Source organism: Streptomyces sp. NBC_00887, from assembly GCF_045207585.1.
In genome coordinates this window covers 3,033,805-3,048,625 of the sequence record NZ_CP108788.1, presented here as the reverse complement: position 1 = coordinate 3,048,625, position 14,821 = coordinate 3,033,805, and the positions used below count along the sequence as shown (strand labels likewise).

Annotated in this window: 12 protein-coding genes; 11 read left to right on the top strand and 1 reads right to left on the bottom strand. The window is 70.4% G+C overall.

The features are described from left to right. Positions 1-50: 50 nt before the first annotated feature. The 3 genes from OG844_RS13875 to aroQ all read left to right on the top strand — a co-directional run bounded on the left by OG844_RS13875 (position 51) and on the right by aroQ (position 3,641). Positions 51-545, top strand: a complete 495-nt coding sequence (locus OG844_RS13875; protein WP_406390306.1) for a MarR family winged helix-turn-helix transcriptional regulator — start codon at positions 51-53, stop codon at positions 543-545. Between the two features lie 120 nt (positions 546-665). Next, positions 666-2,777 carry an MMPL family transporter gene (locus OG844_RS13870; protein WP_406390304.1) on the top strand — a complete coding sequence of 704 codons (2,112 nt, stop codon included), beginning with the start codon at positions 666-668 and terminating at the stop codon, positions 2,775-2,777. Between the two features lie 150 nt (positions 2,778-2,927). Further along, entirely contained in the window at positions 2,928-3,641 is a 714-nt protein-coding gene (aroQ, locus tag OG844_RS13865) for a gamma subclass chorismate mutase AroQ (protein WP_406390302.1), read from the top strand. On the opposite strand, the gene OG844_RS13860 is transcribed toward aroQ, so the two are convergent. Next, positions 3,592-4,911: a geranylgeranyl reductase family protein gene (locus tag OG844_RS13860; protein WP_406390300.1), complete on the bottom strand. Its 1,320-nt coding sequence runs from the start codon at positions 4,909-4,911 to the stop codon at positions 3,592-3,594. The two genes, aroQ and OG844_RS13860, sit on opposite strands and share 50 nt — an antisense overlap. A gap of 220 nt (positions 4,912-5,131) precedes the next feature. On the opposite strand from OG844_RS13860, the gene OG844_RS13855 reads away from it, so the two are divergent. From OG844_RS13855 to OG844_RS13820, 8 genes are all read left to right on the top strand, one after another. After that, entirely contained in the window at positions 5,132-6,601 is a 1,470-nt protein-coding gene (locus OG844_RS13855) for an aldehyde dehydrogenase family protein (RefSeq protein ID WP_406390298.1), read from the top strand. Next, the gene (locus tag OG844_RS13850) at positions 6,598-8,208 is read left to right on the top strand and encodes an APC family permease (RefSeq protein ID WP_406390297.1); all 1,611 of its coding nucleotides are present in this window, start codon (positions 6,598-6,600) and stop codon (positions 8,206-8,208) included. Before OG844_RS13855 ends, OG844_RS13850 begins: the two co-directional genes overlap by 4 nt. Before the next feature lie 29 nt (positions 8,209-8,237). After that, a complete protein-coding gene (locus OG844_RS13845; protein ID WP_406390295.1) occupies positions 8,238-9,809 on the top strand; it encodes a GMC family oxidoreductase in 1,572 nt (523 codons plus the stop codon). 167 nt (positions 9,810-9,976) lie between these two features. Continuing rightward, the gene (locus tag OG844_RS13840; RefSeq protein WP_406390293.1) at positions 9,977-10,891 is read left to right on the top strand and encodes an adenosine kinase; all 915 of its coding nucleotides are present in this window, start codon (positions 9,977-9,979) and stop codon (positions 10,889-10,891) included. A gap of 155 nt (positions 10,892-11,046) precedes the next feature. Then, entirely contained in the window at positions 11,047-11,709 is a 663-nt protein-coding gene (locus OG844_RS13835; protein ID WP_406390291.1) for a DUF998 domain-containing protein, read from the top strand. A gap of 243 nt (positions 11,710-11,952) precedes the next feature. After that, positions 11,953-12,957, top strand: a complete 1,005-nt coding sequence (locus tag OG844_RS13830; protein WP_406390290.1) for a DUF6215 domain-containing protein — start codon at positions 11,953-11,955, stop codon at positions 12,955-12,957. A 794-nt stretch (positions 12,958-13,751) separates the two neighbouring features. Beyond that, positions 13,752-14,177 (top strand): aspartate 1-decarboxylase, encoded by a 426-nt coding sequence (gene panD / locus OG844_RS13825; protein WP_406390288.1) that lies wholly within the window; start codon positions 13,752-13,754, stop codon positions 14,175-14,177. A gap of 46 nt (positions 14,178-14,223) precedes the next feature. Continuing rightward, complete coding sequence (locus OG844_RS13820; RefSeq protein WP_406390287.1) at positions 14,224-14,580, top strand: GNAT family N-acetyltransferase; 357 nt, start codon at positions 14,224-14,226, stop codon at positions 14,578-14,580. Positions 14,581-14,821 lie beyond the last annotated feature (241 nt).

The window sequence follows — 14,821 nt, the reverse complement described above, 5'->3', positions numbered from 1 at the left end:
GGGGGGAAGCGGCGAAGGGGTACGGGTCCGGAGCGCCCTAGTATGGTGCGGTGGACAGTGCAGACGACGCTCGCGAGGGACCACGCACGGGAGCGTCGGCCGTCCCGGAGCTGCAGGCTCTCGCGATGCAGTTGCGCCGTATGAACGGCGAGATCAACCGTCTGGTGCACGCCTTCGCGCACACCCAGGGCCTGCACGCCACGGATGTCCAGGCACTCGCGGCGATCCTGGACGCGGATGTTCCGCTGACTCCCGGCCGGCTGCGCGATCATCTCGGTCTGACCTCCGGTGCGGTGACGGCGTGCCTGGACCGCCTGGAGCGCGTCGGTCACATCCGGCGCTCGCGGGACACCACCGACCGGCGCGTCGTGCACCTGCACTACGAGCCCACGGCCAAGGCGGCCGCTCGCTCGTTCTTCATGCCGCTCGCCGAAGCGGCGTCCGGGGCACGCAGTTCGTCCGATCCGGAGGAACTGGCGGCCACACTCCGCTTCCTCGCCCGCATGAACGCGGAACTCGCCCGTATGCAGGCCCCCCAGCGCTGAGCCACCCGGCCAGGTGTCCGCCGGACTGCCTTCGACCGTCGGGCAGGAGCGGGGCAACCATATGTTTCAATAATTGAGATACTCGATGATTGAAAGAGTTTCCCCCGACCCGGGAGCACCATGTCCGTCGCATCGAGGCCGGTTCGCTGGCTTATCCCCGTATTCCTCGTCGTCGTCTGGCTCGCCGTCGGCGGCGCGTTCGGCTCGTACGCCGGAAAGCTCGGCGAGGTGGCCACGAACGACCAGGCCTCGTTCCTCCCGCAGAGCGCCGAGTCCACCCGGGTGGTCGAGGAGCAGAAGGCGTTCAGCCGGCAGGAGACCGTCCCGGCCATCGTCGTGTGGACGTCGGAGAAGGACGGCGCGGACCTCGGCCCGGAGAAGCGGCAGGCGGCAACGGCCGCCCTGGACTCGCTCAACGGCGTTCCGGGGGTGGCGGGTGAGGTGACCCCGGCGCTGCCGTCCGAGGACGGCCAGGCGCTCCGAGGCATCGTCCAACTGGATTCCGGCCTGGGGGACGAGCTCCCCGACACGGTCGAGCAGATCCAGAAGGCGGCCGACGGGGTACCCGGAACACGTGCGCAGGTCGCCGGCCCCGCGGCCAGCCAGGCGGACCTCTCCGAAGCCTTCGCCGGAATCGACGGACTGCTGCTCGGTGTCGCCCTCGTGACCGTGCTGGTCATCCTGCTGCTGGTCTACCGGAGCGTCCTGCTGCCGCTGGTCATCATCATCGGAGCCGTCTTCTCGCTCGGTGTGGCCTGCGCGATCGTGTACGTACTCGCCGACCACGACCTCGTACGGGTCGACGGCCAGGTCCAGGGGATCCTCTCGATCCTCGTCATCGGCGCCGCCACCGACTACGCCCTCCTCCTCACCGCACGGTTCCGGGAGGAACTGGGCCGCCACTCGGACCGGTGGACCGCGATGCGCGCCGCCCTGCGCGAGTCCGCCGGACCGATCGTCGCCAGCGCCGCCACCGTCGCCCTGGGGCTGCTCGCCCTCCTGCTCAGCGACCTGACCAACAACCGCGCGCTCGGGCCGGTGGGTGCCATCGGCATCGTCTGCGCCGTCCTGAGCACGCTCACCTTCCTGCCCGCAGTCCTGGTGCTGCTCGGCAGGACCGCGTACTGGCCCGCCCGGCCCAAGAAGGGCGACACCGAGTCGGGTTCGGCGGGCATCTGGTCGCGGATCGCGGCCCTGGTCGACCGGGCCCCGCGCAAGGTGTGGGGCGTCACCCTGGTCGTCCTTCTCGCCTGCGCCGCCTTCATGCCGACGCTCAACTCGAAGGGGGTGCCCCTCGAGGAGATCTTCGTCAACGACGCACCTTCCGTCGCCGCCCAGCAGACGCTGAGCAAGCACTTCCCCGGTGGATCGGGCAATCCCGCGGTGGTGATCGCGGAGGCCGACAGGGCGGCGGAGGTCACCGAGGCCGCCGATCAGGTCGCCGGTGTCGCGGACGTCTCCGTGATGACCGTCTCCGGGCGCCCGGGAGTGGGTGAGCCGCTCGTCGTGGACGGCCGGGTCCGTATCGACGCCACTCTGAAGAGCGCGGCCGACAGCGACGCCGCCAAGGAGACCGTGACGCGCCTGCGCGACGCGGTGCACGCGGTGCCCGGCGCGGATGCGCTGGTCGGCGGCTACACCGCGCAGCAGTACGACACCCAGAAGACCGCCGAGCAGGACCGCGCCCTCATCGTGCCGGTCGTACTCGTGATCATCCTCGTGATCCTGATCGGGCTCCTCCGCTCCCTGCTCATGCCGCTCCTCCTCGTCGCGACGGTGGCACTCAACTTCCTGGCCACCCTCGGGATCTCGTCACTGGTCTTCCAGCACGTGTTCGGATTCAGCGGCACGGACTCCTCCGTACCGCTGTACGGATTCGTCTTCCTGGTCGCCCTCGGGGTCGACTACAACATCTTCCTGATGTCCCGGGTCCGCGAGGAGTCCCTGATCCACGGCACGCGGCAGGGCGTGCTGCGCGGGCTGACGACCACCGGCGGGGTCATCACCTCGGCCGGCGTCGTCCTGGCGGCCACCTTCGCCGCCCTTGGCGTGATCCCACTCGCGTTCCTGGTCCAGATCGCGTTCATCGTCGCCTTCGGCGTGCTGCTCGACACCCTGGTCGTCCGCTCGCTCCTGGTGCCCGCCCTGGTCAGGGACATCGGACGCGTGGCGTGGTGGCCGGGCGCACTGAGCCGGGAACCGGAGGAGAAGGCCGACCGCAGCGCGCCCTGAGACCGGCGTGGGAGTGACGGGCGACCGGCTCCGCCCAGGACACCGACGACGTGTCAGCCGTCCGCTCGGCGTGGGGGCGTCCGCCCCGCGAGCCCGGCCCGCCCGGCGTGTGACGCCGGGCGGGCCGGGGCGGGACCGTACGATCCGCGCATGCAACCGACCGCGTACGCGAGGCGCTTACTGTTCGCCGGGGCGGTCGCGGCCGCCGTCTGCGCCGGCCCGGCCGCCGCTGCCCCGGCCGCTCCCGGAGCCGACGCGCGCCACGGCGGGGACGCCCTCGCCCGGCTCCGCCCGCTCGTCGACCTCTCGGCCCGGCGTCTGGCCACGGCCGGGCTCGTCGCCGCCGCCAAATGGGGGACGGGCAGACCCGTCGACGACCCGGTCCGCGAGGGACAGGTCCTCGACACGGCCGCGGGGCAGGCCCGCGAAGCGGGAGCCGATCCCGGTGCGACGGTACGGATCTTCCGGGACCAGATCGAGGCGAACAAGCTCGTGCAACGCGCTCTGCACCGCAGTTGGGACGAGAACCCGGCCGACGCACCGACGGACCGCCCGGACCTCGCAGAGGTGCGCGAGGAGATCAACCGCGTCGACGTCGGCCTGGTCCGCGCGATCGCCGGCTCCGCGGCAGCGCGCGCGGCCCCTTCCTGCGGCGGCACACTGAGGGCCGCCCAGGCATCCGTACGACGCGACCCGCACGTCGACCGCCTCCGCACGGCGGCGATGACGTACGCACTGCGCTCCGTCTGCGCGCGGCCTTCGCCGGCCCGGCCTGATCGGCCGCCGGCGACCGTCGGCAGCGCGGGGCGCGAGGTCAGCGTCTGCGCACCCTTGGTGCCGGGACCAGGCGGACGACGGTGTTGAGCACATGGTCGATCACGTCGTGCGAGGGCTTGTCCGTGAGGTTGGTGAGCATCCGGGCCAGGGTGTTGAGCAGGAACGGTGATCCCATGACGTAGCGGTTGAGGATCGGCTGGAAGCCCGAACGGCTGAAGACGATGTCGGCGGCCGCGTTGCCGAGACGGTAGGAGCGACCCCAGCGGCGGTTCATCTCGACCGGGTAGCCGTGCAGCACCCGTTCCCGCCCCGGGCCCGGGGGGCGGGCGAGGGCCAGCGCGGCGCTCTCGGCCGCGACTTCGCCGGCCTCCATGGCCTGGCCGATGCCCTCCCCGTTCCAAGGGCTGATCATGCCTCCGGAGTCGCCGACGAGGAGGAGGCCGCGGGTGTACAGGGGGTGGCGGTTGAACCCCAGGGGCAGCGCGGCGCTCCGGACCGGGCCCTCGGCGTTCTCCTCACTCAGCCCCCAGTCGGGCGGAGTGCGGGCCAGCCATTCGTCCAGCGTGGCCCGCAGGTCCGCGGTCCCGTGCCGTCGGTGGGGCAGCGCACCCAGCCCGACGTTCACCCGGCCGTCGCCCATGGGAAAGATCCAGCCGTACCCGGGCAGGTAGTGACGGCTGCCCGGGAAGCGGAGATCCGCCCACAGTTCCAGGTACTGCTCCTGGGACCGTTCAGGGCTGCGGTAGTAGCGGCGGGCAGCTGTCGCGATCTGCCTGTTCATGTCCCGCTGCAGGCCCATACCGAGAGCGAGGCGGGCGGAGGCGCCGTCGGCGGCGATGACGATCGGCGCGCGGAAGACCACCGGCTGCTCGTCCCGGGCCGTGGCGCCGACGCCGGTGGTGCGGCCGGCCCTGTCGGTCACGGGCCGCGTCACCTTCACCCCGTTGCGCAGCCGTGCACCGGCGGCAACGGCATGCCGGGCCAGTATGTCGTCGAAGTCATGACGACTGCGCGAGAGGCCGAAGTCCGGATAGCGCCCCAGGGCGGGCCAGTCGATGTGCACCTGATGGTCCCCGGCCACCCAGCGCATACCGCGTGAGCGCGTCCATCCCGGAGCCCTGATGTCGACGCCCATGCGGATGAGCTGGTGCACCGCCCGCGGGGTCAGGCCGTCCCCGCACACCTTCTCCCGGGGGAAGTCGGCCTTCTCCAGGAGCAGGACGTCGACGCCCGCCCGGGCGAGGTGGAAGGCTGCGGACGAGCCCGCCGGGCCGGCCCCCACCACGATCACGTCGGCTTCTTCGCCCGAGCCGTGGACGGCGCGATCGCCCGATCGGTCCGGCTTCGTTTCCCGCACGCGGAACCCCTTCCTGGGTGAGCCGGTGCCGTACCGAGGACGGCAGTCGGCCCTTCATCATTGATCAGGACGAGCCGGTGCGGAACAGGGCCGGGTGTCCTGCCCCCGGTACGGCGTCGCTCGGCGCGCGAGTACGCCGGGCAGGACCTACTTTGGGTGTCTGGCTCAGCACGGTCGGCTACACCTCCTTCCCCTTCCTCGTGCGGGCCCGGAGGGACGCATGCCCGATCTGTTCATCGGTGGACGATGGAGCGCCGCGATCGAGGGCGGAACGCGTGAGATCCGCTGCCCTGCCGACGGCACGTCGGTCGCCACCGTCGACGAGGCGGGGCCGCAGGACGCCGCCGCGGCGGTGGCCGCGGCGCGCGAGGCGTTCGACCGGGGGCCGTGGCCGAGTACGCCGGCCGCCGAGCGCGGCCGACTGCTGCTCCGCGTCGCCGATCTGGTGGAACGGGACAAGGACGCCTTCGCCAGAGCCGAGACCCTGGACACCGGGAAGCGGCTCGTGGAGAGCGAGTACGACATGGACGACATCGCGAACTGTTTCCGCTACTTCGGAAACCTGGCCGCTTCCGGCGGCACCGACCGCGTCGTCGACACCGGTGACCGGGGGATCGACAGCAGGGTGGTCCACGAACCGGTGGGCGTCTGCTCACTGATCACGCCGTGGAACTATCCGTTGCTGCAAACGGCCTGGAAGGTGGCCCCCGCGCTCGCCGCGGGCAACACCTTCGTACTCAAGCCCAGCGAACTGACGCCGCACACCGCGATCCTCCTGATGAAGGCGCTCACCGAGGCCGGACTGCCGCCCGGTGTCGCGAACCTGGTGCTCGGCGCCGGGGCCTCCGCGGGCGCGCCGCTGAGCGAGGACCCGCGCGTGGACATGGTCTCCTTCACCGGCGGTCTGGTCACCGGCCGGCTCATCATGGCGGCGGCCGCGCCCACCGTGAAGAAGATCGCGCTCGAACTGGGCGGCAAGAACCCCAACATCGTGTTCGCCGACGCCGAGTTCGACACCGCGGTCGACTACGCGCTGATGGCGGTGTTCCTGCACGCCGGGCAGGTCTGCTCGGCCGGTGCGCGGCTGCTCGTACAGGACGAGCTGCACGACACGTTCGTCGACGAGCTGGTACGGCGCGCCAGGGCCATCCGGCTCGGCGGACCGTTCGACGAGGACGCCCGCAGCGGGCCGCTGATCTCGGCCGCGCATCGCGACAAGGTGGAGGCGTACGTGGCCGCGGGGCTGGCGGAGGGCGCCGTACTGCGCTGCGGAGGCGCCCGCCCGGACGACCCGTCGCTGCAGAGCGGCTTCTACTACCTGCCGACCGTGCTCGACGAGTGCACGCCGGACATGACGGTGGTACGGGACGAGTCGTTCGGCCCGGTCCTGACCGTGGAGCGGTTCCGGGACGAGAGCGAGGCCGTCGCCCTGGCCAACGACACCGTCTACGGACTGGCCGGGGCCGTCTGGACGCAGGACGGCGAGCGCGCCCACCGGGTGGCCGCAGGTCTGCGCGCGGGGACCGTCTGGATCAACGACTTCCATCCGTACGTACCGCAGGCCGAGTGGGGCGGAATGAAGCAGTCCGGCGTCGGCCGAGAGCTGGGCCCCGCCGGTCTCGCGGAGTACCAGGAGGCCAAGCACATCTGGCGCAACACCGCAGCCCGGCCGCAGAGGTGGTTCGAGTGAGTCATTCCAGTCCGACAGGCCCCGACCCGACAGGTCCCGGCGCGACCAGCACGCCGCCCCCCGGCACCCGGGCCGACGGCACCCACGACGACGACTCGATCCACGAACTCGGCTACAAGCCCGAACTCAAGCGAACCCTCGGCAACTTCCACACCTTCGCCGCGGGCATCAGCTACATCTCGATCCTGACCGGCACCTTCCAGCTGTTCTACTTCGGCGTCAGCTTCGGCGGCCCGGCCTACTGGTGGTCCTGGCCCATGGTCTTCGCCGGCCAGCTGATGGTCGCCCTGTGCTTCTGCGAGCTCGCCGCCCGCTACCCGGTGGCCGGCTCGGTCTACAACTGGGCCAAGAGCATGGGCGGCCCGCACATCGGCTGGCTCGGCGGCTGGATGATGATGACCGCCACGATGGTCACGCTCTCGGCTGTGGCGCTCGCCTACCAGATCACGCTGCCGCAGATCGACAGCGGGTTCCAGTTCGTGGGCGACGGCAGCGGCAAGAACGACGCGGCGGCCAACGCCGTTCTCCTCGGCACGGTACTGATCCTCTTCTCCACCCTGGTCAACGCCTTCGGCGTCCAGTTGATGGCCCGGATCAACTCCGCGGGCGTGTTCATCGAGCTGATCGCCGCAGTCGCCCTGATCATCTTCCTGGCGGCCCACATCACCCGCGGCCCCAGCACGGCCCTGACGGACACGTACGGGCTCGGCGAGGGACAGACCCTCGGCTACTTCGGCGCGTTCCTCACCGCTTCGCTCGCGTCCGCGTACGTCATGTACGGCTTCGACACGGCGTCGTCGCTCGGCGAGGAGTCGCACAACCCGACCCACAACGCGCCCCGCGCCATCCTGCGTGCGCTCATCGCGTCGTTCATCATCGGCGGTCTGATCCTGCTCTTCGCGCTGCTGTCGGTACCGGACCTGGCCGCGAAGGAGCTGTCGACGGGCGGCCTGCAGTACGTGGTACTGGAGACGCTCGGTTCGACCATCGGCGAGATCTTCCTGTGGTGCGTGGTCGTCGCGATCACGGTCTGCGTGCTGGCCGTGCAGGCCGCCGGCATCCGGCTGATGTTCGCCATGGCACGCGACAACAACCTTCCCGCAGGTTCGGTCCTCGCCCGGGTCAGCCCGCGCTTCCAGACCCCGGTGGTGCCTGCCGTCGTCATCGGCGTGGTGGGTGTCGTCATCCTGGTGATCAACGTCAACCAGCCGCAGATCTTCTCGGTGATCACGAGCATCGCGATCATCATGATCTATCTGGCCTATCTGATGGTCACGACCCCCATGCTGATCCGCCGGCTGCGGGGCACCTGGAAGCCCGTCGAAGGCCACTTCTCGCTCGGCAGATTCGGGCTGCCGATCAACATCGTCGCCGTCCTGTGGGGCGCGGCCATGTCGCTCAACCTCGCCTGGCCGCGCGCGGAGGTCTACAACGCGACGGGGGCGCAGCACTGGTACCTGCGCTGGGGCGCGTTCCTCTTCATCGGCGTCGTCGCGCTCGGCGGCTTCGCCTACTACTGGTTCGTGCAGCGGCACAAGACGGGCGTACTCGAGGGCCACCGCACCGAGGTGCAGGACCCGACGGCGCCCGAACCCCCGCGCGGTTAGCCCGCGCCCCACGACCTCTGGAGACACAGATGCCGGCTGAGAGCCGACCGCAGGACGAGTTCGACTACGTGGTGGTCGGCGGGGGCACGGCCGGTGCGGTGGTCGCGGCCCGGCTGTCCGAGGACCCGTCCGTCACCGTCTGCGTACTGGAGGCCGGTCCCTCCGACGTCGGTGACGACAACATCCTGCGGCTCGACCGGTGGATGGGGCTGCTGGAATCCGGCTACGACTGGGACTACCCGGTGGAGCCGCAGGACAACGGCAACAGCTTCATGCGGCACGCCCGCGCCAAGGTCCTCGGCGGCTGCTCGTCCCACAACTCCTGCATCGCCTTCTGGGCGCCGGCCGAGGACCTCGACGAATGGGCCGCCCTCGGGTGCACGGGCTGGAGCGCCGCGGACTGCTTCCCGCTCTATCAGCGGCTGGAGACCAACGACGCGCCCGGCGACCACCACGGGCGCAACGGCCCGGTGACCATCCGCACGATCCAGCCGAACGACCCTTGCGGAACGGCCCTGTTGGAGGCCTGCGCCGCGGCCGGAATCCCCACCACGCCGTTCAACACCGGTACGACGGTCGTCCGCGGGGCGCACTGGTTCCAGATCAACGCCCGCCCCGACGGGACGCGTTCGTCCGCCTCCGTCTCCTACCTGCACCCGATTCTCGGCCGGCGTCCCAACCTGGAAGTACGCACCGGACTGCAGGCCAAGCGCCTGATTCTGGACGCCGAACAGCGTTGCACCGGCGTCGAGTACCTGGCGCCCGACCTCATCCACACACGTACCGTCGGCGCCCGGCGTGAAGTCGTCGTGTGCTGCGGCTCCATCGACGCGCCGAAGCTGCTGATGCTGTCCGGGATCGGCCCGGCCGAGCACCTGCGCGAGACCGGGGTGGAGGTACGCGTCGACTCGCCCGCGGTCGGCGCACACCTCCAGGACCACCCCGAGGGCGTGATCATGTGGGAGGCGCTGCAGCCCATGGTCACCACGTCCACCCAGTGGTGGGAGATCGGCATCTTCGCCGACACCGAATCCGGCCTCGACCGCCCGGACCTGATGTTCCACTACGGCTCCGTGCCCTTCGACATGAACACCTACCGGCGCGGCTACCCGACCTCCGAGAACGCCTTCTGTCTCACGCCCAACGTCACCCGCGCCCGTTCCATGGGCACGGTCCGGCTGCGCACCCGCGACTTCCGGGACAAGCCGCGGGTCGACCCGCGCTACTTCACCGACGAGCACGACGTACGGGTGATGACGCATGGGCTGCGGCTCGCCCGGGACATCGTCTCCCGGGCGCCGATGGCCTCCTGGGCAGGCACGGAACTGGCGCCCGGGGCCGACGCCCGGACCGACGAGGAGCTGCTCGACTACATTCGCCGGACCCACAACACGGTCTACCACCCGGCGGGCACGGTACGGATGGGTGCCACCGGCGACCCTCGGGCCGTCCTCGATCCGCGGCTGCGTGTGAAGGGTGTGCGGGGTCTGCGGGTGGCCGACGCATCCGTGATGCCGTTCCTGCCCGCGGTCAACCCGTGCATCACGACGATGATGATCGGGGAGAAGTGCGCGGACATGATCAGGGAGGACCGGGACTGATCCCGCACTCCTGCAACAAGTTGCGGAAATTCTCTGCAAGTTCTTGCTCGAACTGTCGCGGCCTGCTTGACTCACCCGTCGGTGACCGCAGTTGACGGCGCGTCCGGTCGACCGTGAGGGACGTCGACGCCTCACCCTCGCGCCGCGTCAGGTTCGAGAGGAACGCCATGAACACGGAGACCGACGTGCTCGTCCTGGGAGGCGCGGGCGTGGACACGATCGTGTACGTCCCCGAGCTGCCGCTGCCCTACGCCGACAGCTACATGGTGCGGCCGGGGATCGAGACGCGGGCGGGACAGACCGGGGACTTCGTCGCCCTGGGGGTGAGCGCGCTCGGTCTGCGCACCCATCACCTCGACATGATCGGCGACGACCACGCGGGCGACCTGGTACGCGCCCTGCACCGGGACCGCGGCATCGCACTGACCGAAGTACCCCTGCCCGGCGGCACCAAGCGGGCGGTCAACCTCGTCGGCCCCGACGGGCGGCGTCTGTCCCTCTACGACGACAGCCGCTCACGGGAGGAGGACCGACTGCCGCCGGCGACGGTCCGGGCCCTGGCCGCGACGAGCCGCCACGCCCACGTCTCCCTCACCTACCCGTGCGCCTTCGCCCTCCCCGAGCTGAGGAAGGCCGGCGTGACCATCTCGACCGACCTGCACAACTGGGACGGTGCCAACGCCTACCACGAGGCCTTCGCGTACGAGGCGGACATCGTCTTCCTGTCCACCACCGCCCTGACGGACACGGAACGGACCATGCGCCGGATATCGGAGCGCGGCCGGGCCGGCGCGGTCGTCGCGACCGCCGCGGCCGAGGGCGCGTACCTGCTCGTCGACGGGGAACTGAGTCACATTCCGACCGTCACACCCCCCGGGCCGGTGGTGGACTCCAACGGCGCCGGCGACGCCTTCGCGGCCGGCTACCTCCTCGGTCATCTGACCGGCGAGCCGCCCCGGCGGTGCGCCCTCTACGGCGCGGTCGCCGGAGCCCACGCGTGTACCGTTCCGGCGACGCGGGCCGACCCCATCGGCCGGGACGAACTCCTCGCCCGGGTCGCCGCGTGCGAGGCCGCGGCGTGACGGCGCGGGCCGTCGGCGGTACGTCTCGTTCCTGCCCAGGCACGCGACTCCTCGGTCGGTGAGGCGGGCGGGCGCTACGAGGCCACATTGCTGAACGATCCGTGGGGCCGCGTGTGCGCCGAGAACCGACGGACCGGATGTTCTACGGTGATCTGATGCGCCGGTCTGTCCCTCGGTGGGTCCTGTTCTCCTCCGTTTGCGCTCCGATTGTGCTGGTCGGCGGCTGGGCGATCTCCGCAGTGCTCCAGGGCCCCGAATACGATCCCGCCTCGCGAACGATCAGCATCCTCGGTACCAAGGGCGCCGACGGGTACTGGGTGATGACCTCGGCCCTGATCGCCTTGGGTGCCTGCCATGTGATCACTGCCTGTGGCCTGCGTTCCGCAGCGTTCCCCGGACGTGTGGCGCTGGGCGGCGGCGGAGCGGCCGCGATGATGCTGGTGCTGTTCCCGGCGCCGAGCAGCGGGGGCTCGCTGGATCATGGCGCCGTGGTGACGGTCGGCTTCTCGCTTCTCGCGATGTGGCCGGTTCTGGCCGTGCGGCGCAGGGCCTCAGGCCGGGGCGGCGTGAGCGAGCAGCGTCCGGAGGCCGTGCCACTGGACCGGAGCGCGCCGTGGGGTCTGCGTCCCGGACCGTCGCTGATGGCGAGCGGGCTGATGTGGCTCGGCGGTGGCTGGTTCTTGATGGCGCTGTTCGTGCACGACACCGCTGGAGCCGCTGAACGCGTCCTGACGTTCGCGCAGTCGTTCTGGCCCCTGGTGGTGGTCGTCTCGTGCGTCCGGCAGACCGCGCGTGACGAGGAGCCGGAACGTGCCTGACGAGGCGTCAGGACGGCTGCGGTTCCATTGCCGTGAGTCACGGAACACTTGGGGGAGCTGACCGGGCAAGCGTCTCGTTGTTCCGTCTCGTCAGGACACTGCGGTGGCGGTTGCGGCGGTGGGAAGTCTCCGGCTCACGAGGCTCGAGGGCACCGCACGCCCCCGTTCCGTCACGGTTGAGCCCTGAGCGGAATTGTGGCTTCCGTCACAGCCAACGCGATCTTGTCCTGGTGGGATCGCCGGATGCTCGGTTTCCTCTTCCGTCTCCTGCCCTTCTGGGTCCGTGAGCCCCTGTTCATCGTGGTCGGGTCCGTTTTCGGCGTACGCATCATGTATCTCGCCCTCCGCGACGGCGAATGGGTGGCGGCCGGGATCGGCGTGGCGTTTCTGGTGGGTACCGGGGTGAGCGTCCTCACGGTGGTCCGGGCCCTGCGCGCACGCCGGAACCCGAGCCCGGCGGCCTCCTCGGACGGGGCGGTGTCCGACGCTGCGGTCCAGCCGCAGCTGCAGAGCCCAGTGGGGCAGCGTCCCGGCCCGGCTGCTCCGGAGAGGGAACCCAACGCGTGGGGCCAGGCCGTCGCGGCCGTGGCCGTGTTCGCGGCACTCGGGGCCGCGGTGTGGCTGGGCCCGCTTCTGCTGCCCTCCGACAACGACAGCACGCCGCACGCCGCCTCGTGTTCGAGCGGGGAGGGCGAAGAGTTGCCGAGCGCTTACAAGAAGTCGTCCCAGGCCGTCACCGGCGAGGAGCTGTGCAAGGCGCTCAACAGGTCCGACCTGGCTCAGCTCCTCGGAACGCCCGCGGAGACCGCGACCGTGGCATCCGGCACCAGCAACACCGCTCCGCTGACCGACGGGAAGGTCGCCCGACCGGAGGCTGAGGTCCAGTTCGACACCTACACCGTGAACGTCTCGGCCACGTACAACAAGCTGTCGATCGCCCAGTACGTGAAACTGATGGAGTTCGGGGAGGAGACGGACGTCAAGACGCTCTCGGTCCTCGGCCGGCCCGCGGTCCTCTCCTCGGACCACACCATGAAGATCGAGATTGATCTCGGGAGCGGTGGATCCGGTGCACCCGTCGAGCAAGGCCCCCTGGCCAGAACGCTGTCCGTGGCCCTCGACGGGAAAGACCGGGGCGGCTACTACGACATCACCGTGTGGAGCACGTCCGGAGCACTCCCGGACGACAGCGCCCTCCTCGGTATTGCCGAGAGGGTTCTTCGGGGGATCCCCGAACAGGCGTCGTGACGAAGCGCTCGGGGAGCATCGGGCCCAAAGCGCAAGGGAGCCCGCGCCTCAGCCGGCCGACGCCGGGCTGCTTTCGAAGCAGAATCCCGGAGCCGCCATCAACAGAGGTCACACTCATGCCAGATGCGTCTACCGACCTGCTCCTGCGGCCTCGGCAGACGCAGTCCGGGCACAGGAGAAGCAGGCGGTCGCGATACTCGAAGGGGCGGCGTCACCCATGGTCCCGCAGACCATGACCGGATGCGGCTTGCCGACGTGCGGGGGTCGGTTTCGGGCGTTGCTTCGGCGGAGGTGTTGGCTTGCATCAACGGCCCCAGTCGCAGTCCGCTTCCCGTCATACCGCGCTCGGCGCGTGCAGGGCCTTCCGTCGGACCGCGACACCCGTGCTACCGACTCCTCGGCGACGCAGTCCCGATCTCGTGCCGGTCTGCGGCATGGACGGATCGCCGTCGGGGAGGCCGGCAGCCCGGCATGGGACGTGAGGGCTTCAGGACCCCGGTGCTGGGGCCGTGGTCTGCAAGGCGGTTCGGAGCGGATGAAGGCATCGAACACGGGCACCGTGGCTGGGGCGTTGTCGTCGCCGAGGGCCAGGTCGAGGCCGGCCCTTGCGGCCGTGGTCCACCCGCAGCCGACGCGGCCCGCCTGATAACGCGTCATCAAAGTCAGCAATGGGTCAGCGTGAGCCCTGCAACACCTGGGGACAGCTGACCGAACACGCGAATCGTTGTACGCTCCGGAGATAGCCCTTGACCTGCGGGAAGCAGGCAGGGAGCAGACAATCCGGGAGTTTTTCCATGTTCCGTACCATGTTCAAGTCGAAGATCCACAGGGCCACGGTGACCCAGGCTGACCTGCACTACGTCGGATCAGTGACGGTTGACGCCGATCTGATGGACGCCGCAGATCTGCTTCCCGGCGAACTTGTTCATATTGTGGATATCGACAACGGTGCCAGGCTGGAGACGTACGTCATCGAGGGTGAACGCGGTTCCGGCGTCATCGGGATCAACGGTGCGGCCGCCCACCTCGTGCACCCCGGCGATCTGGTCATTCTCATCAGCTACGCCCAGGTCGACGACGCCGAAGCCCGTGCGCTCACGCCGAGCATCGTGCACGTCGACGCGGACAACCGCGTGGTCGCTCTGGGCACGGACGCCTCGGCACCGGTGCCGGGCACCCGCACCGAGCGCAGCCCGCACGCGGTTCCCGCGCGCGGCTGACGCCGCCCGCCCCGCCGCGTCGTACCGGTTCGAGGGAGTACCCGCCATGGCAGCAGGAGACACCGCAGTCGAGATCCGGGACGACCGGGACCACGGCAAGCTGGTGGCGTACGAGGACGGAAAGGCCGCCGGGGTCATCGCCTACTTCGTGATGTATCCCGAGCCCGGGGCCCTCGTCGCCGTGCACACCGTCGTGGAGCCGGAACACGCGGGCAAGGGCGTCGCGGGCGCCCTGGCCACCGAGTTCTACGCCATGGCGGCGCGCCAGGGTGTTCCCGTCGTTCCGCTCTGTCCGTATGTCGCCAAGTGGGCCCAGCGCCATCCCGAGCAGGCGCCCGAGGCCCCCGAAGAGCTGGTGCAAGGGGCGCGGAGGCAGCTCGAGTCGCATCCCGAGCTGCTCTGAGCCCTGTGACCCACGGGTCGCACGGTTCGTACGTATGGACTCGGCGGGCGCGGGCAGCCGCACGGGGAGACGGTGGAGATGAGATCCACTCCGCCTTTCGCTGCTGTTTGGAGGCACGAGATGACCCACCCGTACCCCGACCCCGTACCGCCCGCGCCGACGCCGCCGCCCGTGCCGGGACCGCCGACGCCTGTGCCGTCACCGCCGCCCGTGCCGCCGGGTCCCGTGCCGCCCGGTCCGG